Source organism: Paraniabella hibiscisoli (assembly GCF_022512515.1).
Classification (GTDB): Bacteria; Bacteroidota; Bacteroidia; order Chitinophagales; family Chitinophagaceae; genus Niabella; species Niabella hibiscisoli.
This window is the reverse complement of record NZ_JAKWBK010000003.1, coordinates 111,537-136,937: the sequence shown is the minus strand read 5'-3', so window position 1 is coordinate 136,937 and position 25,401 is coordinate 111,537. Positions and strand designations below refer to the sequence as shown.

Genomic DNA, 25,401 nt, shown 5'->3' with positions numbered 1-25,401 from the left:
TTTTAATTTTGAACCATTTCCCGGGCATTTTCCAGCGCAGCGGCAGTTGGCTTTTCACCACTTAACATCTGAGCAATTGCCGTAATGCGTTCATCTGTATCTAATTGCCTGATATTGGTTTTTACCTTTTCGCCCGACAGCTCTTTGTAAACAAAGAAATGAGCGTCTGCTTTTCCAGCGATCTGAGGTTGATGGGTAATGCAAATCACCTGTCTATTGTCTGCCAGCGTTTTCATAATGATACCTACCTGTTTGGCAGCTTCGCCTGAAATGCCGCTATCTATTTCATCGAATATCAGCGTAGGTAAATCCATTTTCTGGGCCACCAGGCTCTTAACACAAAGCATCAATCGACTTAACTCACCTCCACTGGCTACTTTACTCACCGGTTTAAATTGACCACTTTTGTTGGCATCAAATAAAAAATCAATAGCATCAATACCATTAGCAGCAGGAACCTGTGGCAATATGGAAACCTGCAATCTTGCATTCGGCATACCTACCTGGGTCAGCGACTGGTTCACACTTTTTCAAAAGCGGGTACCTGCTTTTTACGGGCCTGTGATATCTTTTCTCCGAGGGATACTGTTTTATTTTGATGATCAGACACCTGGGCTTCCAGCGAGGCTATATTGTCTGCGATATTAAGAACGGCTTCCAGCTTTTCTTCTAATTGCTTTTGAATAGCTAAAAGTTCGTTGGTTGACTGAACGCCATGCTTTTTCTGTAACTTATATCCTGCAGACATACGCTCGTTCAATTCTTCAATCTTCTCTGCATCGTAGTTGATGTGATCGTTCAGGCGTTCCAATTCATCTGCAATATCACTCAGTTCGATCTGGGCACTTTGAAGCCTGCTGTTGATCTCCGGCAGATCTTTATGAAAGCCGGTATAACTGTTTAATAAATTAGAAAGCGTTTTCAATTGTTGCGTAATAGGTTGTTCACCCTCTGCCAGTTCGCCGCAAACCCGGTTCAAGGTATTTTTGATGCCTTCTGCATTAGACAGCATTTTGAGCTCGGCCTCAATCGCTTCCAGTTCATCTTCTTTCAAATTCAACGCAGCCAGTTCATCGTATTGGAAACGGTTATAATCGCTTTCTTTTTCAAACTGAAGTTGCTGTTGTTGTAGTATTGCCAGGTCTTTTTCAGTTTGTTTCCACAGGCGGAAGCTTTTTTATAGTCGGCCAGCACTTCATAGGTATCTGCCAACGCATCAACCACATTTACCTGGAAGTTATTATCACCTATAGATTGTGTATCGAATTGTTGATGCAAATCCACCAATAACGCACTCAGGCTTTGTAATTGCGAGAGATTGACAGGCGTATCGTTAATAAAAGCCCTGCTCTTGCCACTAGGTGCTATTTCCCGCCTAACTACCAGTTGGGTTTGATCGTCGAGGTCGTTTTCTGTAAGAAACTGTTTCACGACATTGTTGCCCACGACCAGGAAATGACCTTCGATCACGCATTTCTTTTCTTTATTCACTAAAGAAGAAATTTCGGCTCTTTCGCCTAATATCAGGTTCAGGGCTCCGATTATAATCGATTTTCCGGCACCTGTTTCACCGGTAATAATATTCATGCCGCGGGAAAAATCAATCTCCAGCGCATCAATAATCGCATAATTATGTATAGATAAATGTTGCAGCACAGGGCAAATTTAGTGGATAAGCTCATTTCCCAAACAGGATGCTGTATTTTAGTCTTTTAAATATTTGTTATTGGATACCCGGGTTGACATTAATGGCTATTGTATAAAGGTGAATTTAAAAGAATATTCGGTTCACCTGGTCTGTAACTATGAGTTGATGGATGCGATGAAATCCGGCTTTTGGAACATAGAAAAGCTTTGTCAGCAGGTACTGTATTTGCATGAGCAGCATTTTGGAGCACCACTCAAAATACCGCTTAACTCTTTAATCATTGAAGTGCTGGGGCATGCTTACGCCTATAAGATCCTGCTGCGGCTGAGAAAGATTGCAGATTTAAAACTCTTCAGGAAATTTTCTTTAAATGCCTGTAATATAGACTGTGGCGACAGTGCTCATGATAGTAACCGCTGGTTTTGGGATATGATGGGGTTTTTAAAGGGCTTATTGTTTTTAGGGGTAAGGAAGGTTTAGAAAACGGACTCCTGTTGGTTCAGTTCTTCTAATTCTGAGTCGGTGAAAATCCTCGACCTGATCATAAACCGTAGACCCAGGGGTATTTCAAGGGAAAAGCTGCTGCCCCGGCCTTTTGTAATATCCAATGTTAGTTGGGTATGCTTCCAGTAGTCAAACTGGTCGGCTGCCATATAAAATTTGCAACCGGCTACTTCACCCAGGCAAACATCTATATTGCCTATTTTAAAATCATCAATAGCAAAGCACATGGGCTGACTACCATCGCAGCATCCGCCGCTCTGATGAAAGAGCAGGGGACCATGTTGAGCCCTTAGTTTTTCAACTACAGCTTCAGCCTCCGGGGTAATTAAAACTCTTGCAATCATAACTGTGATTTTATAAAAAATGGCCGCGCCGCCAGGGCAGCACGGCCTCCAAACCTCTAATTGCCTATTTTAAAAAAATCCTAATTTTTGTTTAGCGTAGGAGATCAACATATTCTTGGTTTGACGATAATGGTTGAGCATCATTTTATGGGTCTCTCTGCCAAATCCAGATTTTTTGTAACCGCCAAAAGGAGCGTGGGCAGGGTAGGCATGATAACAGTTGACCCAAACCCGGCCGGCCTGTATCGCACGTGGTACCTGGTATAGCTCATGCGCATCCCTCGTCCAAACCCCGGCACCTAATCCGTATAGTGTATCATTGGCAATGGCTATGGCTTCTTCTGTTGTTTTGAATGTTGTAACGCAGGTAACCGGACCAAAGATTTCTTCCTGGAAAATGCGCATTTTATTGTGACCTTTAAAGATGGTCGGTTGAATATAATATCCATGCTCCAAACCGCTATTTTGATGGAATGCTTCCCCGCCGGTTAAGGCAATCGCGCCTTCTTGTTTACCAATATCCATGTAGCTGAGTATTTTATTGTACTGGTCTTCAGAAGCCTGCGCGCCCATCATAGTAGAGCCATCCAAAGGATTCCCGAGTTTAATAGCTTTGGTTCTTTGCACTACGCGATCCATGAATTTATCATAAATATTTTCATGTACCAGTATACGACTCGGGCAGGTGCATACTTCACCCTGGTTCAAGGCAAACATAACCGCACCTTCAATTGCTTTGTCAAAAAAATCGTCATCTGCGTCGGCAACTGATTCAAAGAATATATTAGGACTTTTGCCTCCCAGTTCCATGGTAACTGGAATCAGGTTTTCTGATGCATACTGCATGATTAGACGCCCGGTTGTGGTTTCACCCGTAAAAGCCACTTTCTGTACACGGGGTGATTGTGCTAAAGGCTTTCCGGCTTCTACGCCAAAGCCAGTTACCACATTAAGTACGCCTTTGGGTAGCAGGTCTCCGATTAATTCCATTAGACACATGATGCTGGTAGGCGTTTGTTCGGCCGGCTTTACCACTACGCAACAGCCTGCAGCCAGTGCCGGCGCAATTTTCCAGGCGCCCATCAATAAAGGAAAATTCCAGGGAATAATTTGGCCTACCACGCCAATAGGTTCATGCAGATTGATGCTCACCGTAGTCTCATCATGTTCACTGATCGTTCCTTCTTCACTGCGTATAACACCGGCAAAATAACGGAAGTGATCTACTACAAGTGGTAAATCGGCTGCACGGGTTTCACGGATGGCCTTACCATTATCGATGGTTTCTACCGTAGCCAGGTATTCGAGATTGTCCTCAATAGTTTGGGCAATTTTTAATAAAATATTACTCCGCGTTCCGGCACCGGTTTTACTCCAGGTTTTAAAGGCTTCCTGTGCCGCCTCAATGGCTTTATTAATATCTTCCTCATTACCACGGGCCGCCTGGGTAAATGGCTTGCCGTCGATAGGAGATATATTGTCAAAATACTCGCCGCTGCTCGGTGGAACCCATTCGCCGCCTATATAGTGTTCATAGCGTTCTTTAAATTGGGGGCGGGTGGCCAGGTTGGATGCCGCAGGTGTTGCGGCGGTTGTAGTGCTCATATTTCAAGAATTTTTATCGTTAAACAATGCTCTAAGTTTCAATTATTATGATCAACTGATAGTAATAATCGTATCTATTTATAGCACAATCGTACCTGTAGAATTTAAAGATATTTTATGTTTTGAAAGCCATAAAATGTCTTAACTTACAAAGCGAGATTGCTCTATGTCCAGTGGTGAATTATTAAATAGAATCGCTTTTACACAGAAAAATGAGTTACAAACGCTTGTTGAGAACAGGCGTATCTATAACCTCAATGGCTGTGAGCTCAATATCTTTGAGTCGTACGAAACAGCTTACCAGGTGCCCCTTGCTTTTAATGATGTAGTGATCACAAGTATGATTGCCGGTAAAAAAATATGCATCTGCCTGATAAGCCTTCTTTTGACTATTTACCGGGAGAAACGGTGATAGCGAATGCAAGAGAAAAAATGCTGATCGATTTTCCTGAAGCCTCAGAGCTGAATGCCAGCCAATGTATTGCGCTGACATTAGATGGGGGATATGTTGCCGAAACAGTTCAGTATTTAAATCATCATTATAATACCAGTAACGAAGCTGCTTCCTGGAAGCTCACCTTCGATCACTATCACTTTCAGAATAATAACGAGATCGCCTTATCGCTGAATAAGTTGATACGTATTTGTTGCAGCGACGACCTGGCTAAGAATGTTTATGCCGACCTCAACCTGAAAGAACTCCTGATACGACTGATGCAAAGTCAGCGTTTAAAGGTCTCTTCGGCAGAAAGTCTGACGCATTCAAACAGCAGCCGGTTGAATTATGTGCTCAACTATATTCAACAACATCTGGGTTCTAAAATTTCTGTGGACCTTTTGAGCCGGAAAGCGTACCTGGGCAGAAATCATTTTTTTAAATGGTTTAAAGAACAATTAGGAATAACGCCATTGGAATACATCAACCAGGAGCGTATTCGCATGGCCAAACAGCTGCTTACCGATAAGAATAGTAGTGTTGGAGAAGTGAGCTTGCAATGTGGTTTTAATGATGTGAACTACTTTGTTCGTCTCTTCAAAAAAACAGAAGGTATCACGCCCGGTGCATACCAGTCTGTGCGGCTGTAACCTGCCTTATTTTTATCCATTTTAATATACTTCGAACAATTGGTATATATTAGCTTGTTCGTTTCATAAATAAAACAAACAGCTTTTAGATGAAGATCGCAATTATAAATGGCCCCAATTTAAACCTGCTGGGACAAAGAGAGCCTGGCATTTACGGCTCACAAGGATTTGATTCATTTCTAGAAACATTAAGAACTCGTTTTCCGGATATTGTATTGGAGTATTTTCAAAGTAATATTGAAGGAGAGTTAGTTGATGCGCTTCAACGATTTGGGAATGAAGCAGAAGGTATTGTATTAAACCCCGCGGCATACACACACACTTCCGTGGCTATAGGCGATTGTATTGCTGCCATAAAAGCTCCGGTGGTAGAAGTACATATCAGCAATGTACACGCCAGGGAAGAGTTCAGGAGGCTGTCTCATGTAAGTGCAAAGGCAGCGGGTACCATTTGTGGTTTAGGGCTCGATGGTTACCGGTTGGCGATTGAGTATTTTATTAATAAGAGTTGACAGATTGCAGTTGACTGTTGACGGATAAATTATCAGAACATGCTTTTGATAATGTGTTGATAAAAGTTATAGAATAAGCGTACAGAAAAGTGACCGTTTTTTAAAATAGGTCTCAAATAAAAATCAAAAACAAACTAACGATGCAGCCTGGTAATAAACCTGTTTCTATTTTTAATTTGACGGTTATAGTAGCCGCATTGGGCTATTTTGTAGATATATACGATCTGTTGCTTTTTGGTATTATCCGTATTCCTAGTTTGCGGAGATGGGTTTAACACCCGATCAGATCACTACCGATGGTGAAAGCATTCTTTCCTGGCAAATGTTCGGGTTAATGCTGGGGGCATTCTTTGGGGTATTGTTGGTGATAAGAAAGGGCGATCCAGCGTTTTGTTTGGATCGATACTATTGTACTCATTAGGAAACATAGCCAACGGTTTTGTACAGACTGTGGAACAATATAAGTGGATCAGGTTTGTTGCAGGTATTGGCCTGGCTGGAGAATTGGGTGCTGGAATTACATTGGTCGCGGAGCTGTTGCCCAAAGAAAAAGGGGTATCGGTACATCCATAGTAGCAGGCTTTGGAATAACAGGGGCGGTAGCCGCTTTCTTTATTAAGGAAAATTTTCATTGGCGCACCTGCTATTTTATTGGGGGCGGATTAGGTCTGGCGCTGTTATTACTTCGGGTTTCTGTATTAGAGTCGGGTATGTTCCAGAAAATGAAGGCAAAGGATGTGAAGCGCGGAAGGATCTTTATGTTGATCAATAATCGCGAACGGCTGACACGTTATGTACAAAGTATTTTGATAGGCGTTCCTACCTGGCTTGTAATTGGCATCCTCATCACTTTTAGTAAGGAGTTTGCCAAAGAGTTTGGTATTACAGAAGAAATAGATCCCGGTAAATCTATCATGTTCGCCTATGCGGGTTTGGCTGTGGGCGATGTAACGATCGGCCTGGTGAGCCAGTGGCTGAAAAGCCGTAAAAAAGCAATGTATATTTTTTATGCTATTACGGCTTTATTTATGGTATTGTATTTTACGCTGCAGTGGAATGGCAGCGCCTCTTTAATGTATTTTTTATGTGCAGCCTTAGGTTTTGGCTCAGGTTTCTGGGCGATCTTTGTTACTATTGGTGCCGAGCAGTTTGGTACCAACCTCAGGGCAACTGCAGCCACTACTATACCCAATATGGTTAGAGGTACTGTGCCGTTGATGTTATTGCTGTTCCAGTTTTTAAGAAGTTTACCCGGCGTGGGTTATATAAACGGGGGCATTTACACCTGTGCTATTGTTTTTGCTATTTGCACTATAGCGGTGCTTACTTCCAAAGAAACCTTTCATAAAGATCTGAATTATGAGGAGGTGTAGGGGAGTGATGATTAATGAGTGATGAGTGGCAAATAATGAAAATAGGTTACTCGGTGCAAAAATCCACTATTTCTTTTTCGTCAATTTCGTTCATACATTTAAAATGACCGCGCGGGCATTTTGCCAGGCCGTACTTGGAGCAGGGGCGGCAACTTAGATCAACGCCCGAAATAAGTACCTTGTCAATTTTATAGGGTTGAACACCCAGTAGCTCTGGAACGGTGCTGCCCCAGATGGACGCAATGGGCTTATTAAAGGCCTCTGCAATATGTGTAAGACCCGTGTCAAAACCAATGATGGATACAGCTTTTGACACGAGGAAAACTGATTCGTCAAGGCTGGTAGCGCCGCAGGCATTGTAAACATTGTTGCCAACAGCTGCTGCAACTATTGCCCCGTTCTCTTTACATCGTTTCCTCCTAGCAACACAACGGGCTGGTTTAAATTTTTACAAATGGATATGATTTTCTCGTTGGGCATACGTTTGGTAAAATGGGCAGCGCCAATAATAAAACCAATATAGCCTTCACGGTGAGTAGCAGGCAACAGCGTGGCGATATCGTGATGGTTCTTTACAAAATAATCAATAGGCTTATTATCGTTTACGATGCCCAGGGGAGCTGCAGCTTTTAGATAACGGTCTACCAGGTGCACCGGTGGTACCAGCTGTTTTCTCAGCTTAAGACTGAGCCATTTAAGTATAGTTTGCTTATTATAGGTATACGATTTGATACCCGTTTTGAGCTTTATAATACTTGTTCTTAAATTACTATGCAGATCTATAATACAATCATATTTTTCAGCTTTGATCTCGGCAATTGTATCGTTGAGTTTTTCTTTTAATAATAACAGTTTGTCCAGATAAGGATTCCCTTCATAAATATACTTAAACTGCGGCTTGGTAATGAAATGAATCTCAGCGCCCGGTAATTGTTGTTTTAAGCAACGCACTACAGGTGTCGTATAAATAACATCGCCCAGTGAGCTAAAGCGGATAACCAGTATTTTAAGGGATGCTGACAAACGATATGGAGATTAGGATTTAGAAATCAGATATTGGGTACCGGATGCCGGATAATAGATGCTAGACAAAGCGGACCGATGATTACCGGTTGGTTTTTATTCTTTCTTTATTTTACTAATAATGGCGGTAGTGGAAATGCCCTGTACAAAAGGCATGATCTTTACTTCGCCGCCATGGGCTATAACTTCTTTGGCCCCTACAATAGAATCAATATTATAATCGGCCGATTTTACCAGCACGTCCGGCAACAACGCTTCGATCAGCTTTATGGGTGTGTCATCACTGAAAAGAACTACCATATCTACAAACTGTAGTGCCGCTAAAAGAGTCGCCCTGTCGCGCTCGCCAATTACAGGACGGCTATTACCTTTTAATCTTTTTACAGAAGCATCGGTATTTAAACCAATAATCAATTTGTTACCATTACTTTTTGCATGAGCGAGCGACTTTACATGGCCCGCATGGAGAATGTCAAAAACGCCATTGGTGAAAACAACTTTTTGCGCTTCTTTTTCCCATTGGTTTCTTACAACTACAGCATCTTCCAACGAAAGAATCTTGTTTTCGATACTTGTTTCTATCGGGTTATTCGTGCTCATTGATTAAAGATAGTATTTCATCAATAGTAACAGCCACACTTCCCACTTTACTTACAGCTATAGCAGCCGCGTAGTTGGCCAATTCACAAGCTGTGGCCAGGTCCAGCCCGCAGGCCACAAAATATCCGAGCGAAGCAAAAACGGTATCTCCCGCACCGGTTACGTCAAAAACCTCGCGTGCTTTTACAGGAAAGTTATGGTCAGATTTTTTTGATATAAGGGAAAGACCCTCTTCAGAACGGGTGACTACCAGGTATTGCGATTTAGTTTTTGAGATAAGCTTTCGCGCTGCCTTAATCAGCTGTTCATTGGTTTCGATCTTTTCTGTAACGGTTGCTTCCGCCAGTTCTCTTTTGTTGGGTTTGATCAACCAGGCACCTGCATACTTTTCGTAATGTAAGCCCTTAGGATCAACCATCACTTTTTTCCCCGCGGCCTGGCAGAGCTGCAATAGCTTTTGAGTAAAACTATGAGTTAATAGTCCTTTATTGTAATCGGACAATAATACCAGGTCGGTATGCAAGAGTTTCGCCTGTAATTTGTCCAGCAACCTGGTTTCAATGTTGGCATCTATATCTGCAGTTGTTTCGCGGTCTACGCGTAGCAATTGGTGGTTGCCGGCCATAACGCGGGTTTTTAAAGTCGTAGGCCGGGACTTATCTGCCACCACACCGGTTGCGTCTATTTTTTCCTTTTTTAATTGGCTTAATACGGTAGCTGCCACTGGATCGCTACCGGTAACCCCGCAGATGGAAACCTTAGCATTGAGTTTATACAGGTTTTGAGCCACGTTTGCGGCACCACCCAGTGTAACCGTTTCACTTTTTACATTTACTACCGGTACCGGGGCTTCAGGCGAAATGCGACTGGCAGATCCCCAAATATAACGGTCAGCCATAATGTCCCCTATAACCAGGATATGTGGCTGATTTTTAGTGCGCCGGAGTAGCGATACTTCCTCTTTATTAATCATGTATTGTAAATAGTTCGCTAAAATAGCATTTTTGCCAAAAGCCGCAACTCATAAATAAAAGATAAAAATATCCTATAGTTCAGCGGAAGAGCTAATTTTATAGTTATAAATTCTTATATGAGGATATTGATTGTAGGTTTTATTGCAGTTATTTTATTTTCTTGCAAAAAGGATCCGGTTACTCCCCAACAACCTGTTGAAGATACCAGAACTTATCAGCAAAAACTATCAGACACTTTGTTTAAGCTGGCGCAGCAGGTATATTATTGGAACACGCAAATTCCGGATAGTGCGAGTTTTAAACCTCTTGGGTATGCGAATTCCGATACTTTGAGCGGATTGAAAGCAGAATTATTGGCTATTACTAAAACTAATACATTCGAGGGTACTGGTACATCAGCCAAGTACTCGTACCTGGTGAAAACTTCTGATTTATATGATGGAGGAAGCACCGCTTATGCCATAACTGATCAAGGCAGAGTAGGAGAGATGAAAATGACCCTTGATGGTAAAGAGAATGATTTGGGGTTTACCCTCGGCATCATTCCTGTCTATTATTCAGCTGTAAACACGTTAGATAGCATTCCTTATTCAAAACGTGATAGTTCAGTAGTTTATGTAAGGAAGGTGACTAATGGCTCTCCAGCTTATATGGCGGGTTTACGCCGGGGAGATGTATTAGTTAATGCAGAGTTAGATTATGACAAATATGGCGCTACTCCCTTGAATAATTTGCTTAACGGTAGTTCGGCTAAATTATTATTGTTTATAAAACAAAAACGAAAACGAGGGATACTTTGGCAACATTTACCAAATCGGTTTATACTTTCAATCCTGTTTTAAGAGACACTGTAATAACCATTGGCGCCAAAAAAATTGCCTACGTCGCTTACGAGTCTTTTACGGTTGACACAAACTCGGAGCCTGCATTGGATGCCTCATTTAGTAAATTTACCGGTGCAACTGATATCGTAGTTGATTTACGGCACAATGGAGGAGGCTATGTGACAGTGGCGGAATATTTGATCAATTTGCTTGCGCCTCAGTCTTCGCAGGGAAAAATGGCTTTTGCAGAATATTATAATGCAACCATGGTGAACAAGCAGGCAATATTATTGAAAACGCAACCTGTTTATTTAAATAATGTGCGTCAAAATTATAGCTACTATGACTTAGATTATTCGGTTTCAGAAAATACAACGAACGTGAATAAGAAAGGGAACTTTAATAGTTCCAATAATGTTCCTACTATTTATTTTATCGTGAGTAAAAGCACTGCGTCAGCTTCAGAGCTTGTTATTAATAGTTTAAAGCCTTATTATAATGTTGTTTTAATAGGCGCTGCTTTTTCTGATAATGGTGCATTAACTTATGGTAAGCCAATAGGTTTCTTTGAGCTGAGACTAGGAACGTACAGCGTGTTTCTTTCCAGCTTTGAAACAAAAAATGCGCAGGGTGCCGGTGGTTATTTTACAGGTATGTCTACCAATTATCAGGCGTTTGATGACGTCAGATTCAATTTTGGGGACCCTAATGAGATTTGCTTTCTAAGAGCAATCAGGTTAATAACAGGTGTGTCTACCTACTTGCCGGGATCTATCGCATCTTCAACGCTTGGACGATCTGTTTATAGTGGCACTACGCAAAATATGATCGGAAGAGCAATAGGAGATGTGAGTAATATTTCCGGAATGATAGCAACACCCCAAAAGTAGGAGGATTATTCTTATTTGATTTCTACTGTTGTTTTTTCGACCTTTTTTGCGTGCTGTCTATTTTGGGGTCTTTTATATTTCTTTCAGGCAAAGCTTCCTTGGCCGGCCGATGGGTTGGCTTTTTTGAAGAACAACACGCTGTCAGAAATAATGAAAGCAAAAGGCCCGGTAGTATACTAGTAAAGCGATTCATAGTTTCTTTTTGTTTTTGGCGGGTTGAACTGCTACTTCTTTCTGTGTAATTAAGCGAATAGAGTCAGATTTTTTAAATTGTGCTCGCTTCACTGTGTTCATATTTTTGTCTGTTTGCTCCCGCTGTTTAATATAATCTTTGGCTGATTTTGAATTACCGGTTTGTGCATTTATCGCAATGCTTAAAAGGGAAGTAGCTGCTACCAGAAAAAATTTCATCATCCTTTTTTATTTTATAGATGCTTGAAACCTTCAAAAGGTTTGCTGCTATATTTCAACCGATACTGCCAGCCAGGCCATCATTCCCATGCCGGTTTCGATGGCATTTTCGTTGATGTCGAAAGTAGGCGTATGCACATTCCTGATATTTCCAGGATCGCTCATAACACCCAAACGATAAAAGCAACCGGGTATTTTCTGGGTATAATAACCAAAGTCTTCTGCGCCCATTCTTATTTCTGTTTCCTCCACCTGGTCATTACCTAAAAACCGGATTGCCTTTTGTTTAGCTTCTACCGTCAGAGGTTCGTTATTGAATACATTAGGGTAACCTACATCGATATTCAGGTCCAGCTCAGCACCCATTGCTGTAACGAGGTTGTGCGAAATCGTTCTGATTAATTCATGTGCTTCAAAACGCCAATCCTCGTCCATTGCCCTGAAAGTGCCCATCAGTTTTACTTCACCTGGAATTACATTAGTGGTGGTACCCGCATTGAAAGCTGTAATAGATAATACAGATGGATTCAAAGGGTTTTTCTGCGGCTGATTACCTGTTGCAAAGCGATCACCAAATGTGATGCGATAAGGATCGGATCGATAGTTGACTGCGGAGCCGCCGCATGGCCACCCCTTCCCTTTGATAGTGAAATATAATTCATCTGCACTAGCCATTACCTTTCCGGCTCTAAAGCTTACCTTACCGGTAGCTAACCCGGGGTGTACGTGTAGCCCTAATATGGCATCAGGTTTAGGGTTTTCTAAAACACCTTCCTTTATCAGCAGACTGGCGCCGCCTGGGTTTTTTCTTCTCCGGGTTGAAAAATAAGTTTTACCGTTCCTTCCCACTCGTCTTTCATTTCACTTAATATCTTTGCTGCTCCCAACAAACAGGTAGTGTGCACATCATGACCACATGCATGCATTACACCTTCATTTAGCGATTTGTAGGGTACATCATTTGCTTCTAATATAGGCAGTGCGTCCATATCTGCTCTCAGGGCAATCAGTTTTTATCCGGGTTCTTACCCTTAATCAGTCCTATAACTCCGGTCTGTGCTTTTGTTTCGAAAGGGATGCCTAAAGCCGTTAATTGGCTCTTTACAAATTCAGCAGTTTTAAACTCCTGGTAACTTAGTTCGGGGTTCGCATGCAAGTGGCGTCTTACCTGTATAAATTCAGGAGTGTACTGTTTCGCCAGCAATTGTATTTTTTCAACCATTTGGCAAACGTACAGAAAAATTTAATGTTTGTTTAATATAGCTGGTTACTTCATTTGTTAAAGTAAATGCAGATAAGATGAAGAGTAAAAAAAACTTAAGCATACTTATGCTTAAACTGGAGTATTCTTTTCAGCGCTTCGTTTTCTATTTGCCGGTGCAGCCGGTCGCTGCTGTTAATGGCTACTAATTCCATTTTAAACTTCACAAAGTCTTTTCCTATTTGTTCTACAGATAATTTTACTTCATTCTCTTTTTCCAGATCCGGATGTGTCCTGAGCAGGCCTTGCAGATCGGCTTCGAGTTCGTCTGAATGATGTGCTACAGTGAGTGGTAGCTCAAATTTTACATAGAAAAATTTAGACCGGTGAACTGATAAGTTGGTAATGGATTGAGTATAAAAGAAGTTATTAGGGATCATTACAACATCGTCTTCCTCGTTCTTCAGTACAATGTTAGATAAAGTAATGTCTTCAATTCTGCCTTTTTCATTGCCGATTTTTACCCGGTCCCCGATGGAGAGTTGTTCCGAAAACATGATGAGTAAGCCACTGATCATATTGGTAATGTAATCCCGGAAAGTGACTGCTATTGCCATCGCAACAATGGTCATACTGGTTAAGAATTCGACAGGATTAATACCCAGCCCTACCATAAAGGCTAGCAGGAAAAAAGCTACATTTAATATAGCCGTAAGCTGACTGATGCCCAATATAAAATTACCTCGTACTGTTTTCTTCGCGTGGCGGGTGTTATAAAATGAAATTAAAATAAACCTGATGATGGACACGGCCGTACTGGGAAGTAGAAAGGTCCAGGCTCCGTTGATCAGCTGGATGATCCATTTGTGTTGCTGTACTGAAGGTAGGTAAACGTTTACCGCAAATATTATTAGAGAGACAACGATTTTAATGATAAAGTAAGGTGTGGGTTTCGCGTTCCCTGATTCTTGTGAACTCATAGTATTATGCGATCATTATAACAATTAGAAACTGTCATTGCCTTGAGCAAAAAGATTTTAATTATAGCGCTATGTTTTCTAAAACGTTTACTTCTTAATGGGTCAACCAGTCTTACTCCTGTTCATCAGCTTCTTCCGGTTTTACTTCAACCGTATCATTCATAATAAAGATATTGCCCGGAAACATAGAGGACATCCTTTTTTGATAAGCTTCCGCTTCATTTCTTGAAGTGAAATTACCTGCTTTTACTTTGTAATAGGGCGACTGATACCACATATAGGCCTTCAGCTCAGGGAAGTTGGTGAGAATTTTAGTCCGGGCCGCCAATGCTTCACCCCGATTGTTGCTGCTTACTACTAATAACCGATAACCCCTTGCTGTTCTGCGCTTAGATGTATTTCGGGTGGAAAGGTCATTGGTTTCCGCCTGTTTTTTCAGCAGGATATCGATCCGGGGATCTTTATACACATTAATGCTGCCTGCTGTTTGAGCAAACAAACCGGTAGTTAGGAAGAGAAGAGATACGAACAAAAGAGTTTTCATGACCAAATCTATTTATTTTTCTTAGATTAGTTTTTTCAATAAAACGTTGCGCACAAAATTAGTATAACTTGTTTTAAGTTGGGCGATAAAAGCTAAAACTCTCTGTTTATGAACGATACTACCGAAATTATAGGATACTTGGCTACCGTGTTTCTGGTTGTTTCTTTTTACCCAGAAATGTAAGGTATATAAGAGTCATTAATTTTTTTGCCTGCCTGGTATTTGTGGTTTACGGTGTGCTGCTTGGGTTAAAATGGCCGATTATTATAAGTAACGGGCTGATAGCGCTTATTCAGTTGTATCATTTGTTTTTTAACAAGAAAAACCTGTCCCAACACCAACAGTAAGTTTACAAGTTCCTATTTTTGTTGCCCAACAACATGCAGCATCCATCAGTAGCAATAGTTATTTTAAACTGGAACGGTAAAAAATACCTGGAAGAATTTCTTCCTCACCTGCTACTGTCTACCTACGGCAATTATAGGGTAATTGTTGCTGATAATCATTCAACTGATGATTCATTGAGTTTTCTGCAACAAACCTATCCAGAAATAGAGATCATACGGCTTACTGAAAATTATGGATTTGCGAAGGGCTATAACCTGGCGCTTCAGCAGGTAGCAGCCGACTATTATTTGCTCTTGAACTCTGACGTGAAGGTTACGCCAGGTTGGATGGAACCCATGGTAGCTCTATTAGAGAAGGATCCGCAGATAGCAGCATGCCAGCCCAAGTTATTATCCTATCATCATCCCCGTTTCTTTGAGTATGCGGGAGCTGCGGGAGGGTGGCTCGATCATTATGGTTATCCATTTGCTATGGGGCGTGTATTTGATGTTTCAGAAGAAGATCAGGGACAGTACGATGAGAGTGTTCCTGTCTTCTGGGCAACCGGGGCTGCTCTTTTCATCCGGTCGAATGTTTTTCATGAGGCTGGCGGATTTGATAATTACTTTTTCGCGCACCAGGAAGAAATTGATCTTTGCTGGCGGATACAGTTATTAGGGTATACAATTTATAGTTGCCCCGCTGCTGTAGTATACCATGTAGGTGGAGGTACATTACCTAAAGGCAATTCGCTGAAAACGTATTTAAACTTTCGCAATAACAATATCATGATATATAAGAATATGCATGGGTTGCGAAGGGGATATGTTTTACTTGCCAGGTTCTTCCTGGATGCCGTGTCTGCATTTAAAAGTTTGCTGAAAGGGGATGGAGGATATTTTGTAGCAGTATTCAGCGCTCATCTTTCTTTTGCCAAATGGATAGTGGCAGATCAAAAGAAAAGTGTTTTTCCTAAAAGTAAAGTGGCAGCTCTTAATGGCTATCTGCGTAAATGTGTTGTATGGGCTCACTTTGCAGGGGGTAAGAACAAGTTTTCAGAAATAGTGAAAGGCAATTGCAGGGGCGTTAAAAAATGAGGTAAATGCTTGCTTATTTAAGGTTGTTTCCTTTATTTTTGCACCACAATATTATAATTACATGGAACCATTTGATGTAGAAAAGCTAAAGGAGCAGGAGTATCAGGAGAGTTTACAGAATTATGAAAAGAAAGACTTTGGCCAGAGTTGGGTTAGGGCTTCTGCTTATATTTTTTATTTGAGTATTGCCTGCTTTTTCCTGATGACATGGGGTGGTTGCTATAGGTTATATACAAAGCAATTTGAGAAGCCTAAAGTGCACATTCAGGAGAGTACTTTGTATACTCCTAAGTACAAATAATTTTTTTAAAATTATTTTGCTATTTAAAATAAAGCTCTTATATTTGCATCCCGTTACGAAATACAGTAGCACAAAAACAAAAGTTCTTTATAAGCGGAAGTAGCTCATTTGGTAGAGCACGACCTTGCCAAGGTCGGGGTGGCCGGTTCGAGCCCGGTCTTCCGCTCTGAAAAGTCCTCTCGAAAGAGAGGGCTTTTTTGACGAATTCCGTCAAGCCCTGGTGGTGGAATTGGTAGACACGCAGGACTTAAAATCCTGTGGGCAGCAATGTCCGTGCGGGTTCAAGTCCCGCCCGGGGCACCAAAATTTAGAGGTTCGCGAAAGCGAGCCTTTTTTTATGTATTTGCTAGTTGCATGGCACGCAAATTGTCCTCTTACCGATAATTATTCTTTTGCCTTCAAAAAGCCATGACCACTCAAACTATTATAGGTGTTGTAGCCAGTGTTTGCACTGCAGTGTCCTTATTTCCCCAATTAGTAAAAATCATACGCGAGAAGAAGGAGTCTGATATCTCTTACTGGATGCTGGCGATCCTGATTTCAGGCCTGGCTTTGTGGGTATGGTATGGAGTGATGAGCGAAGATTATATCATTATTATTTCCAACTCCGTTTCGTTACTTATTAATATGAGTGTTTTGATCTTAAATATCTATTATAGCAGAAAGCCGGGTTCTTAACAGAAACTAAAGCAGCACCAAAAATTTTGCAGAGCCGCCCGGCATCACTATCTTTCCCATTCAAAATAATTTGCAGGTATGAAGTTGATCTCAATGCTGTTGCTTTCGGCATTGCCCCTTAGTGTATGGGCGCAAACCAAAACCGATAATAAGAAATGGGATGTTTCGAATCCAGACGGGCCTTATAAGGACGTGAGCTTTACGGTTAACGAGGGCACGTGGATGAATCTTGATATTTCTCCAGATGGTAAAGAAATAATTTTTGACCTCTTAGGTGATATTTACAGCATACCTGCAGCCGGGGTGCGGCAAAGCTATTACGAGGCGGACATGCATTTGAAGTACAGCCACGGTTTAGTCCCGACGGTAAAAAATATCTTTTACTTCCGATGCCGGTGGTGGCGATAATATCTGGGTAATGGACAGGGATGGTAAAAATGCAAAGGCCATTACCAAGGAAAGCTTTCGATTGCTGAATAATGCAGTATGGACTCCTGATGGACAGTATATAGTAGCCCGTAAGCACTTTACCTCGGGCCGGTCATTGGGCGCAGGTGAAATGTGGATGTACCATTTGTCTGGTGGTAACGGGTTACAAATAACTACGCGCAAAAATGATCAGCAGGATGTGAATGAGCCCTGTGTATCTCCCGACGGGCGTTATGTTTATTTTAGCGAGGATATGTATCCTGGTGGCTACTTTCAGTATAATAAAGATCCGAATAACCAGATATTCATGATCCGCCGTTTTGATCGCGAAAAAGGAAAAGTAGAGAATGTGACCGGTGGCGGCGGTGGTGCTGTTCGCCCGCAGCTATCACACAATGGCAAATATCTTTCGTTTGTAAAACGTGTACGTACTAAAACAGTTCTTTATCTCCGTAACCTGGAGACCGGAGAGGAGTGGCCGGTATACGACCGGTTAAGTAAAGATCAGCAGGAAGCATGGACCGTGTTTGGTATTTACACCGGCTATGCCTGGTCGCCCGATGATCGCCATATTTATATCTGGGCAAATGGTAACATTAATAAAGTTAGTGTAGAAGGTGTTAACCAATCTGCTATTGTACCTTTTACCTGCAATGTAAACCAGCGTATCTATGATGCCGTCCGTTTTAAACAAAACCTCGATTTGGACCAATTCAAAGCAAATGTAATAAGGCAGGCTATTACGGCTCCCAACGAGAAATGGCTGGTATTTAATGCCGTTGGTTATTTGTGGAAGAAGAGACTACCCGATGGAAAACCAGAGCGGGTAACCAATGGCAGCGATTTTGAATTTGAGCCTTCTTTTTCTGCTGATGGACAGCAGCTTTTATACACCACCTGGAATGATGAAAACTCCGGTGCTATTTATAAAGTCAATATGGAAGGCGCTGCCAAACCGGTAAAACTTACTAAAACGAAAGGCATCTTCCGTACGCCTTCTTTTTCTAAGGATAGTAAGAAGATCATTTTTATTAAAGAGGGCGGTAGCGATGCTTTAGGCCCGGCGCATACCAGCCAGCCTGGAATTTATGTGATGTCGGGCGACGGCTCGGGCGAGCAATTGGTGATTCAGCGTGGCGGAACCCCTTTCTTTAATGAGGCGGGCGACCGCATCTATTTTGAAACAGGGAGTAATAACTTGTCCAGTTGTAAGTTAAATGGAGAAGATGAAAAAGTATTGCTGAGAAGTACTTATGGAAACAATTTCCGCGTATCTCCTGATGAGCAATGGATTGCTTTTACTGACCTGCATAAAGCTTATGTGGCAGCTTTTCCCAAAACAGGGAAAACCATTGAGATCAGCGGTGGCTCTTCAGACTTTCCCGTAAAACTGGTGTCAAAAGATGCGGGCTATAACCTGCATTGGAGCAGCGATGCTAAAAAGCTTCACTATACATTAGGTAGCCAGTATTATACGATTAACCTGGATGAACGTTTTGAATTTATTGCTAATAAACCTGACTCGTTATTCAAAATACCCGAGCAGGGCAGGGAAGTAGGGTTGCAGGTGGCAATGGATAAACCTTCTGGCATAATTGCCTTTACCCATGCGCGCATCATAACCATGAAAGGAGATGAGGTGATAGAGAACGGAACTATTATAGTGGAAGGTAACAAGATTAAAGCAGTAGGTAAAACCGGTGAAGTGAGCATCCCGGCTGCTGCAAAAACGATTGATGTTTCCGGAAAAACTATTATGCCCGGCTTTATTGATGCGCATGCTCATGCCGGGCATTTTAGAACCGGTATTACTCCACAGAAGCACTGGCCTTATTATGCGGCTTTAGCTTATGGTGTTACTACCATTCACGATCCGTCTGCCAACAGCGAATTTGTGTTTGCTAATGGGGAGCTGGTGAAATCCGGTGCGGTTATCGGGCCGCGCGTTTACTCAACAGGCACCATACTGTATGGAGCCGATGGTGATTTTAAAGCAGTGATCAATTCGCTGGATGATGCCAGGAGTGCGCTAAGAAGAACAAAGGCTTTCGGCGCATTCTCTGTAAAAAGCTACAATCAACCCCGCAGGGAGCAGCGCCAGCAAATTATACAGGCAGCCCGCGAACTAAATATGGAAGTAGTGCCCGAAGGCGGCTCCTTCTTTTTCACAATACCAGTATGATACTGGATGGTCATACTACTATTGAACATAATATGCCTATAGCAGTATTGCAGGATGATGTGGTACAGCTATGGAAGAGATCGCAAACGGCTTATACACCTACGCTGATTGTAAATTATGGCTCGGTAAGTGGTGAGTATTACTGGTACCAACATACGAATGTATGGGAGAAAGAAAGGCTCCTGCGCTTTACGCCACGCGAGGTGATTGATGCCCGTAGCCGCCATCGTACCATGCTGCCCGAAGAAGAATATGTTAACGGCCACATCTTATCTTCTAAAAACCTCAAAAGACTAAGCGATGCCGGGGTTTTGGTAAACATGGGCGCGCATGGACAAATTCAGGGTATTGGAGCACATTGGGAGATATGGATGATGACACAGGGCGGAATGAGCGCGCTCGAAGCTTTAAAAACAGCCACCATCAATCCTGCTAAAAGCTTAGGCCTGGATGCAAATGTTGGCTCTTTGGAAACGGGTAAACTTGCAGACCTGATCGTGCTGGATAAAAACCCTTTGGAGAATATCTATAATACAGAAAAGATAAAGTTCACCATGGCTAACGGGCGGTTATACGATGCTGAAGAAATGAATGAAACCGGCAATCATCCTAAGGCAAGGGGTAAGTTTCCGTGGGAGCTCTATAAAAACGCAACCTCATTCCCTGGCATGATGAAACAACCGGGCATGGCTGTGGGTGTGGGCAGCATTGATAGGAGCGGAGATTATTTACTTCTTTTTTCGAACGCTTCTTTGGTTATTTTCTGGTCATTGAAGAAGTAGTTCGTGAAGAGAACAGTTCCGTCGGGTTTGTACATGCGTGACGGTCCCTGTCGTTTATCATCTACATAGTAAGCGTCCTGCGTTTTTGTTCCATTGGCGTACATGGTAAACAGTCCGTTTCGTTTTCCGTTCTTGTACATCGTTTCCATAGCAGGTTGCCCCATAGTATAAGTACGCGACAAGCCATCTTTTAAACCTTGTTTATAATTGGTTTCTGAATTGAGCTCACCATTTATATAGGTCCTGGATATACCATCCTTCAGCCCATTTTTATAGTTTTCTTCGGAGGATATTTTACCGTTGACATAGCGGGTGGCTAGCCCTTCTCTTTTACCCTGTTTATAATAGGTAGTAGCCGAGCTGCCTGAAGTATTCATCTCTGTTACTCCATCCTGTTTGCCGTTGAGATAGTTTTCTTTCAGCCATATTTTGCCTTGCCCATCGTAATTTTCTTTCTTGCCATGTCGTACCCCATTCTTATAGCCCATCCTTGCTGATACCTTTCCCGCAACATTGTACCAAAGCACGTCCCCTGTGATCAACCCGTTTTTAACATTATAGAGTCCATAGCTACCATCATCAAAACGTTGCTTGTATACGCCGCTTAAGGGTATATTATTCAGGCTAAGTTCCATGCGCGAACTATCGCTATTATATTTTCTTCTCACCTGGTCCCAGTTGATGTCCTTAACTTCCTGGGCACTTACAAAGAGAGTAGGCAGGCTAAAAGATAAAAGGGTTAAAATCCTTTTCATGATTAGAGTCTTATCAAACTAGTTTTTTATAGCAGTGGTGGTTGCGGATTGCCGCTGCTGTTGTCTTTCAAGTATCGTTTGCAAGTGTGGCTGAATATAATAAGTCAGTGTATCCTTCGGAATATCCAGTGCTTTAGGGTCTTCAATAACTTTAAACCAGGGCCTGGGTTCGCCAAAGGGATACTGGCCAAATACAATAACGGGCGTTCCGTAAGCCAGCTGTTCATGATCATTTTTTAGGATCCACTGATCGGCCCATCCATATAAAAATTGAGCGTCAGCGCCCAGTAAGCGCATGCAGCTATGAGAAGCAGGATAACCTGGTAAAGCATACTCGTGAAATCCAACGCCCCATTTATTGTGTACGTTAAAATTCCATTTCAATATCCATTCGTCATCCACCGTGCTGATCGTCTTTTTGGCTTTCCAGTTGGTGAAAAATAATCCTTCCGGTGTTTTTGTTCTTTTCTTTCCCATGTTGGTTGGGCCTGTTAATACCAATTTGCCATTTTCGTAAGCTGCAAAAACCTGTGTGGGGTAAGAGAAAAAAATGATCTTATTGACGTCCTTTAGCTCATCAATATTCTCCGGAAATGGAAGGTAAGTGCTTAACGGTTTTGAGAAATCATTGGGAACCAGAATGCTGTCCAGCCTTTTAAGATGGGTGGTATCTACCCGGTTAATTGCATTTAAAATATTAAGGTGTTTAGCCCCTTCAAACGAATCCTTGAGAGACTGCCATTCTTTTTTCTTCATCCAATGATAAGTGATAACCGGCTTCAAGTTTTCTTTTTGTGGAGGTGCGATTGTTTCTACAACATTTTTCATGGTACTGTCTACTATATCCGGGATACTTTTTTTGCTCCTTGTTTTTGCACGAGAAAACAGAGGCTGTTAGCAAAGCCAGGGTGGATAAAGAAAATGCTTTTAAGTTCATGGTACTTGCAAGATGCTGAAATATTTTGAGTAAATGAAATTTTGCCGGGGGCAGTAGTCATCATTTTGAAAAACGTATATTCGTAGCAAACAAATGCTTGTTGTGTGAAAGAGTTCATCACTATTAATTGACAGTTACAACTTTGCTTTGGATCACTTTAATTGAAATATCTAGCTAAAATAAAAAATATACGAATGAAATTTAAGTTAAGAGCCGGTATGATCGGCGGTGGTAAAGGCGCATTTATAGGCGCAGTACATCGTATTGCTCTGAATATGGATGGTTTGATTGAACTGTGTTGTGGCGCGCTCAGTCAGAATCCCGAAAAAGCCAAAGAGTCGGGCCGGGAATTATTCTTGCCTGAAGATAGAATTTACGGGAGTTATGAAGAAATGATCAAAAAAGAAAGTGAGTTGCCCGAAGACAAGCGTATGCACTTTGTGATCATTGTAACACCCAATTTTGCACATTTTGAGCCCGCTATGATGGCCCTGGAACATGGCTTTAATGTAATGATCGATAAGCCGATGACGCTTACACTGGAGCAGGCCAAAGCACTGAAAGCGAAAGTTGACGAAACGGGGCTTTTGCTGGGACTCACCCATACTTATTCGGGTTATCCGCTAGTGAAAGAGGCAAAAAAGATGGTGGCAGACGGAAAATTTGGAGCTATCAGGAAGATCTATGTTGAATATCCGCAGGGTTGGTTAAGCCAGTTTAGTGAAGCAGATGGTAACAAGCAAGCGGCCTGGAGAACAGATCCATCTAAAAGCGGAAAAGCAGGCTGTATGGGAGATATCGGTACTCATGCCGCTCATCTGGCGGAATATATATCCGGTCAGAAAATTGTGAAGCTCTGTGCAGATCTGAACATTGTTGTACCTGGAAGGTTACTGGATGATGACGGCGCTATGTTGTTGAAGTTTGATAAAGGAGCCAGTGGTGTACTGGTAGCAACGCAGGTGGCCGCAGGAGAGGAGAACAACCTGAGAATACGAATTTACGGAGAGAAGGGTGGTTTAGAATGGAGCCAGCAGGAGCCGAATACTTTATTGGTTAAATGGCTGGATGCACCAGCGCAGGTATATCGTACCGGTAACGGCTATCTTTCGCCCATCGCTCAGTTCAATACCCGAACGCCCGGTGGCCATCCAGAAGGATACCTCGAAGCATTTGGAAATATCTACAAAAACTTTGTGCTCGCCTTATCGGCTAAATTAAATAACGAAACGCCAGATCCGCTTATCGATTACCCAACGGTTGAGGATGGTGTACGTGGCATGGCTTTTATCGACAATGTTGTGGCATCTTCCCAAAGCGATCAAAAGTGGTGGGACTACGTGGTTTAATTCGCTTAATATGTATTTTCCACACATTATTCCCAAACAATAATCTTAATATGAACGTCAGGGTAAATTAGTTTATCTTGCCCAGCTTAAAACGATTTCAATTATGAGTTTTCAAAACTATAATGTTCCTTACGAAGTTGATAATAATTATACGAAGAAGGTGGCTTATTTTTCTATGGAATTTGCAACCCATCAGCCTTTAAAAATATACAGCGGCGGTTTAGGATTTTTATCCGGGTCTCATTTACGAAGTGCCTATGAACTAGGCCAGAATATGATCGGTATCGGTATTTTATGGAAGTATGGATATTATGACCAGGAGCGCAACCAGGATCAAACACTGGATGTGGCCTGGAACGAAAAAATGTACAGCTTCCTGGAAGATACAGGTATTAAATTTCAAATAGATGTTCATGATCACCCCGTTTGGGTAAAAGCCTGGTATCTGAGTCCTGATACTTTTAAAACGGCTCCTTTATTCTTACTAAGCACTGATTTACCTGAGAATGATTACGTTTCTCAAACTATCACTCATAAGCTATACGATAGCAATGTGGCAGCTAAAGTGGCTCAATTTATACTCTTAGGAGTGGGCGGCGCCAAGCTGGTTGATATTTTAAACTTTAATCCGGATGTGTATCATTTAAACGAAGCACACGGTTTATCAGCTGCATTTTACCTCTACCAGAAATACAATAGAAATATTGAAGAAGTTAGAAAGAGATTAGTATTTACTACCCATACACCTGAGGAAGCGGGTAACGAAAAGCATGATATTTACCTTTGCCATAAAATGACTTACTTCTGCGGATTAAGCATCGATGAAGTAAAACAATTAACGCAGGATTACAGCGATTCTTTCAATCATTCCCTGGTAGCCTTACGGTTTGCACGTCTTGCAAACGGGGTATCGCAATTGCATGGTGAAGTATCAAGAGAAATGTGGGGTAAATATCCTAATATATGCCCGATCATTTCTATCACCAATGCGCAAAACTGGACTTATTGGGCAGATAAGCAGATGTACAAGTTCAAAGATGTGGGTGATGATTACGGTTTCGATGATCGTAAGAAATGGATGAAAAAACGTGCCTTTGAAATTGTAGCCGATCAGACAGGAAAACTTTTTAATCCTGATGTGTTTACTATTGTGTGGGCCAGAAGATTTGCGGGTTATAAAAGAGCTGGCATGATCGCTTCAGATCCGCATCGTTTTTTTGAGTTGATGAACAATCAACAATACCCTGTACAGATTATCTGGGCTGGAAAGCCTTATCCCATGGACCATCCCGCAATCAGCGAATTTAATGAGTTGGTGCATCTGAGTAAAAATTATAAAAATGTATCGGTTTTAGTAGGTTATGAACTGGGACTTTCTAAAAGATTGAAGCAAGCCGCCGATGTTTGGTTAAACAACCCGCGCGTACCGAGGGAAGCTTCGGGAACCAGTGGCATGACAGCAGCAATGAATGGCGCTGTTAATTTCTCAACCGATGATGGATGGATACCTGAATTTATTAACCACGGACATAATGGTTTTGTTATACCAAAAGCCGATTATGCAAATATGTCTACATACGATCAGGATCAGTATGATCTGAACAAATTGTATGAGATCTTGACCAACGAAATTTTGCCGCTTTATTATGGCGATTATAAAACATGGCGCCAGGTGATGAAAAACGGAATGCAGGATGTGCGTTTCCAGTTTGATAGTAACCGCATGGCTCACGAATATTACGAGAAATTGTACAACGCTTAAGGTCATTAGTCATAAGCGGAGAGGCTATAAAAGAGGATTGATCATATCTACTCTTTTATAGCCTTTTGTTTTATCGGTAGTGTATACTGTGGTTTTGCATTTCTGGAGAAGCACGGGTGTTTAAAAATAATAATATGAAAATTATTTGTTTATCAATATGTTGTGAGTTAAAAGGCTTGAAATTGATTCTTTAGTTATTTGCGCGCGGATATGTACGGGCCCATTCATTAATTGTATATTCGGCGTGAATGATGTTTTGGCTGAAAATCTATCCTGATTGGAT

The 25,401-nt window shown here is 41.8% G+C and carries 33 protein-coding genes and 2 tRNA genes; 18 read left to right on the top strand and 17 right to left on the bottom strand.

Annotated features, from left to right (window positions below):
• Window positions 1-2: 2 nt before the first annotated feature.
• The 3 genes from MKP07_RS31775 to MKP07_RS31765 are packed head-to-tail and all read right to left on the bottom strand — an operon-like array spanning window position 3 to window position 1,656.
• A complete protein-coding gene (locus MKP07_RS31775; protein ID WP_240852108.1) occupies window positions 3-524 on the bottom strand; it encodes a DNA repair protein RecN in 522 nt (173 codons plus the stop codon).
• Window positions 521-1,060: a DNA repair protein RecN gene (locus MKP07_RS31770; protein ID WP_240852107.1), complete on the bottom strand. Its 540-nt coding sequence runs from the start codon at window positions 1,058-1,060 to the stop codon at window positions 521-523. The genes MKP07_RS31775 and MKP07_RS31770 overlap by 4 nt, the downstream gene beginning before the upstream one ends.
• A complete protein-coding gene (locus tag MKP07_RS31765; protein WP_240852106.1) occupies window positions 1,057-1,656 on the bottom strand; it encodes an AAA family ATPase in 600 nt (199 codons plus the stop codon). Before MKP07_RS31765 ends, MKP07_RS31770 begins: the two co-directional genes overlap by 4 nt.
• Window positions 1,657-1,726: 70 nt before the next feature.
• Here MKP07_RS31765 and MKP07_RS31760 point away from each other — a divergent pair, with 70 nt between their 5' ends.
• Window positions 1,727-2,128, top strand: a complete 402-nt coding sequence (locus tag MKP07_RS31760; RefSeq protein ID WP_240852105.1) for a hypothetical protein — start codon at window positions 1,727-1,729, stop codon at window positions 2,126-2,128.
• Here MKP07_RS31760 and MKP07_RS31755 read toward each other — a convergent pair.
• Window positions 2,125-2,496 carry a DUF779 domain-containing protein gene (locus MKP07_RS31755; protein WP_240852104.1) on the bottom strand — a complete coding sequence of 124 codons (372 nt, stop codon included), beginning with the start codon at window positions 2,494-2,496 and terminating at the stop codon, window positions 2,125-2,127. The two genes, MKP07_RS31760 and MKP07_RS31755, sit on opposite strands and share 4 nt — an antisense overlap.
• A gap of 69 nt (window positions 2,497-2,565) precedes the next feature.
• Entirely contained in the window at window positions 2,566-4,101 is a 1,536-nt protein-coding gene (locus MKP07_RS31750; protein ID WP_240852103.1) for an aldehyde dehydrogenase family protein, read from the bottom strand.
• A 166-nt stretch (window positions 4,102-4,267) separates the two neighbouring features.
• Here MKP07_RS31750 and MKP07_RS31745 point away from each other — a divergent pair, with 166 nt between their 5' ends.
• The 5 genes from MKP07_RS31745 (at window position 4,268) to MKP07_RS31725 (ending at window position 7,072) form a co-directional block, all read left to right on the top strand.
• The gene (locus tag MKP07_RS31745; RefSeq protein WP_240852102.1) at window positions 4,268-4,513 is read left to right on the top strand and encodes a hypothetical protein; all 246 of its coding nucleotides are present in this window, start codon (window positions 4,268-4,270) and stop codon (window positions 4,511-4,513) included.
• Window positions 4,462-5,187: a helix-turn-helix domain-containing protein gene (locus tag MKP07_RS31740; protein WP_240852101.1), complete on the top strand. Its 726-nt coding sequence runs from the start codon at window positions 4,462-4,464 to the stop codon at window positions 5,185-5,187. Before MKP07_RS31745 ends, MKP07_RS31740 begins: the two co-directional genes overlap by 52 nt.
• Before the next feature lie 89 nt (window positions 5,188-5,276).
• Window positions 5,277-5,699, top strand: a complete 423-nt coding sequence (gene aroQ / locus MKP07_RS31735; RefSeq protein ID WP_240852100.1) for a type II 3-dehydroquinate dehydratase — start codon at window positions 5,277-5,279, stop codon at window positions 5,697-5,699.
• 390 nt (window positions 5,700-6,089) lie between these two features.
• A complete protein-coding gene (locus MKP07_RS31730) occupies window positions 6,090-6,272 on the top strand; it encodes a hypothetical protein (RefSeq protein ID WP_240852099.1) in 183 nt (60 codons plus the stop codon).
• A complete protein-coding gene (locus MKP07_RS31725) occupies window positions 6,203-7,072 on the top strand; it encodes an MFS transporter (RefSeq protein ID WP_240852746.1) in 870 nt (289 codons plus the stop codon). Before MKP07_RS31730 ends, MKP07_RS31725 begins: the two co-directional genes overlap by 70 nt.
• Window positions 7,073-7,118: 46 nt before the next feature.
• Here the strand turns inward: MKP07_RS31725 and MKP07_RS40240 are convergent, their stop codons facing one another.
• The 4 genes from MKP07_RS40240 to rfaE1 form a co-directional block, all read right to left on the bottom strand.
• The gene (locus MKP07_RS40240; protein WP_317236221.1) at window positions 7,119-7,463 is read right to left on the bottom strand and encodes a glycosyltransferase family 9 protein; all 345 of its coding nucleotides are present in this window, start codon (window positions 7,461-7,463) and stop codon (window positions 7,119-7,121) included.
• The gene (locus MKP07_RS40235) at window positions 7,460-8,095 is read right to left on the bottom strand and encodes a glycosyltransferase family 9 protein (protein ID WP_262920085.1); all 636 of its coding nucleotides are present in this window, start codon (window positions 8,093-8,095) and stop codon (window positions 7,460-7,462) included. The genes MKP07_RS40240 and MKP07_RS40235 overlap by 4 nt, the downstream gene beginning before the upstream one ends.
• 96 nt (window positions 8,096-8,191) lie before the next feature.
• Window positions 8,192-8,695, bottom strand: a complete 504-nt coding sequence (gene rfaE2 / locus MKP07_RS31715; protein ID WP_240852098.1) for a D-glycero-beta-D-manno-heptose 1-phosphate adenylyltransferase — start codon at window positions 8,693-8,695, stop codon at window positions 8,192-8,194.
• Window positions 8,682-9,668: a D-glycero-beta-D-manno-heptose-7-phosphate kinase gene (rfaE1, locus tag MKP07_RS31710; protein ID WP_240852097.1), complete on the bottom strand. Its 987-nt coding sequence runs from the start codon at window positions 9,666-9,668 to the stop codon at window positions 8,682-8,684. Before rfaE1 ends, rfaE2 begins: the two co-directional genes overlap by 14 nt.
• Before the next feature lie 117 nt (window positions 9,669-9,785).
• Between rfaE1 and MKP07_RS31705 the strand changes: the two genes are divergently transcribed.
• Together MKP07_RS31705 and MKP07_RS31700 are read left to right on the top strand one after the other, a co-directional pair.
• The gene (locus MKP07_RS31705; protein WP_240852096.1) at window positions 9,786-10,511 is read left to right on the top strand and encodes a PDZ domain-containing protein; all 726 of its coding nucleotides are present in this window, start codon (window positions 9,786-9,788) and stop codon (window positions 10,509-10,511) included.
• Window positions 10,466-11,383, top strand: coding sequence for a S41 family peptidase (locus MKP07_RS31700; RefSeq protein ID WP_240852095.1), 918 nt, complete (start codon window positions 10,466-10,468; stop codon window positions 11,381-11,383). Before MKP07_RS31705 ends, MKP07_RS31700 begins: the two co-directional genes overlap by 46 nt.
• Before the next feature lie 189 nt (window positions 11,384-11,572).
• Here MKP07_RS31700 and MKP07_RS31695 read toward each other — a convergent pair whose 3' ends face one another.
• The 6 genes from MKP07_RS31695 to MKP07_RS31680 all read right to left on the bottom strand — a co-directional run bounded on the left by MKP07_RS31695 (window position 11,573) and on the right by MKP07_RS31680 (window position 14,519).
• Window positions 11,573-11,797, bottom strand: a complete 225-nt coding sequence (locus MKP07_RS31695) for a hypothetical protein (protein WP_240852094.1) — start codon at window positions 11,795-11,797, stop codon at window positions 11,573-11,575.
• Window positions 11,798-11,842: 45 nt separating this feature from the next.
• A complete protein-coding gene (locus MKP07_RS40230; protein WP_317236184.1) occupies window positions 11,843-12,643 on the bottom strand; it encodes a M20 metallopeptidase family protein in 801 nt (266 codons plus the stop codon).
• A complete protein-coding gene (locus tag MKP07_RS40225; RefSeq protein ID WP_262920084.1) occupies window positions 12,574-12,783 on the bottom strand; it encodes a M20/M25/M40 family metallo-hydrolase in 210 nt (69 codons plus the stop codon). The genes MKP07_RS40230 and MKP07_RS40225 overlap by 70 nt, the downstream gene beginning before the upstream one ends.
• Window positions 12,784-12,800: 17 nt before the next feature.
• The gene (locus MKP07_RS40220; RefSeq protein ID WP_262920083.1) at window positions 12,801-12,998 is read right to left on the bottom strand and encodes a hypothetical protein; all 198 of its coding nucleotides are present in this window, start codon (window positions 12,996-12,998) and stop codon (window positions 12,801-12,803) included.
• 113 nt (window positions 12,999-13,111) lie between these two features.
• Window positions 13,112-13,975: a mechanosensitive ion channel family protein gene (locus MKP07_RS31685; RefSeq protein WP_240852093.1), complete on the bottom strand. Its 864-nt coding sequence runs from the start codon at window positions 13,973-13,975 to the stop codon at window positions 13,112-13,114.
• Between the two features lie 112 nt (window positions 13,976-14,087).
• A complete protein-coding gene (locus MKP07_RS31680) occupies window positions 14,088-14,519 on the bottom strand; it encodes an SPOR domain-containing protein (protein ID WP_240852092.1) in 432 nt (143 codons plus the stop codon).
• Between the two features lie 380 nt (window positions 14,520-14,899).
• Between MKP07_RS31680 and MKP07_RS31675 the strand changes: the two genes are divergently transcribed.
• The 8 genes from MKP07_RS31675 to MKP07_RS31640 all read left to right on the top strand — a co-directional run bounded on the left by MKP07_RS31675 (window position 14,900) and on the right by MKP07_RS31640 (window position 20,315).
• On the top strand, window positions 14,900-15,943 hold the full coding sequence (locus MKP07_RS31675; RefSeq protein ID WP_240852091.1) for a glycosyltransferase family 2 protein: 1,044 nt from the start codon (window positions 14,900-14,902) through the stop codon (window positions 15,941-15,943).
• 61 nt (window positions 15,944-16,004) lie between these two features.
• Complete coding sequence (locus MKP07_RS31670) at window positions 16,005-16,244, top strand: hypothetical protein (RefSeq protein WP_240852090.1); 240 nt, start codon at window positions 16,005-16,007, stop codon at window positions 16,242-16,244.
• A 93-nt stretch (window positions 16,245-16,337) separates the two neighbouring features.
• Window positions 16,338-16,410, top strand: a tRNA-Gly gene (locus MKP07_RS31665).
• A 48-nt stretch (window positions 16,411-16,458) separates the two neighbouring features.
• Window positions 16,459-16,547: transfer RNA gene (locus tag MKP07_RS31660), tRNA-Leu, on the top strand.
• 105 nt (window positions 16,548-16,652) lie between these two features.
• The gene (locus tag MKP07_RS31655; RefSeq protein ID WP_240852089.1) at window positions 16,653-16,922 is read left to right on the top strand and encodes a SemiSWEET family sugar transporter; all 270 of its coding nucleotides are present in this window, start codon (window positions 16,653-16,655) and stop codon (window positions 16,920-16,922) included.
• Window positions 16,923-17,000: 78 nt separating this feature from the next.
• The gene (locus MKP07_RS31650; protein ID WP_240852088.1) at window positions 17,001-17,330 is read left to right on the top strand and encodes a hypothetical protein; all 330 of its coding nucleotides are present in this window, start codon (window positions 17,001-17,003) and stop codon (window positions 17,328-17,330) included.
• A gap of 10 nt (window positions 17,331-17,340) precedes the next feature.
• Window positions 17,341-19,533, top strand: a complete 2,193-nt coding sequence (locus MKP07_RS31645; protein WP_240852087.1) for a hypothetical protein — start codon at window positions 17,341-17,343, stop codon at window positions 19,531-19,533.
• A complete protein-coding gene (locus tag MKP07_RS31640; protein WP_240852086.1) occupies window positions 19,530-20,315 on the top strand; it encodes an amidohydrolase family protein in 786 nt (261 codons plus the stop codon). The genes MKP07_RS31645 and MKP07_RS31640 overlap by 4 nt, the downstream gene beginning before the upstream one ends.
• Here MKP07_RS31640 and MKP07_RS31635 read toward each other — a convergent pair.
• Together MKP07_RS31635 and MKP07_RS31630 are read right to left on the bottom strand one after the other, a co-directional pair.
• Window positions 20,258-21,070, bottom strand: a complete 813-nt coding sequence (locus tag MKP07_RS31635) for a toxin-antitoxin system YwqK family antitoxin (RefSeq protein WP_240852085.1) — start codon at window positions 21,068-21,070, stop codon at window positions 20,258-20,260. The two genes, MKP07_RS31640 and MKP07_RS31635, sit on opposite strands and share 58 nt — an antisense overlap.
• A gap of 18 nt (window positions 21,071-21,088) precedes the next feature.
• Window positions 21,089-21,898, bottom strand: a complete 810-nt coding sequence (locus MKP07_RS31630) for a L,D-transpeptidase (protein ID WP_240852084.1) — start codon at window positions 21,896-21,898, stop codon at window positions 21,089-21,091.
• Between the two features lie 303 nt (window positions 21,899-22,201).
• Between MKP07_RS31630 and MKP07_RS31625 the strand changes: the two genes are divergently transcribed.
• Window positions 22,202-23,356 carry a Gfo/Idh/MocA family protein gene (locus MKP07_RS31625; RefSeq protein WP_240852083.1) on the top strand — a complete coding sequence of 385 codons (1,155 nt, stop codon included), beginning with the start codon at window positions 22,202-22,204 and terminating at the stop codon, window positions 23,354-23,356.
• Between the two features lie 103 nt (window positions 23,357-23,459).
• Window positions 23,460-25,118, top strand: coding sequence for an alpha-glucan family phosphorylase (glgP, locus tag MKP07_RS31620; protein ID WP_240852082.1), 1,659 nt, complete (start codon window positions 23,460-23,462; stop codon window positions 25,116-25,118).
• Window positions 25,119-25,401 lie beyond the last annotated feature (283 nt).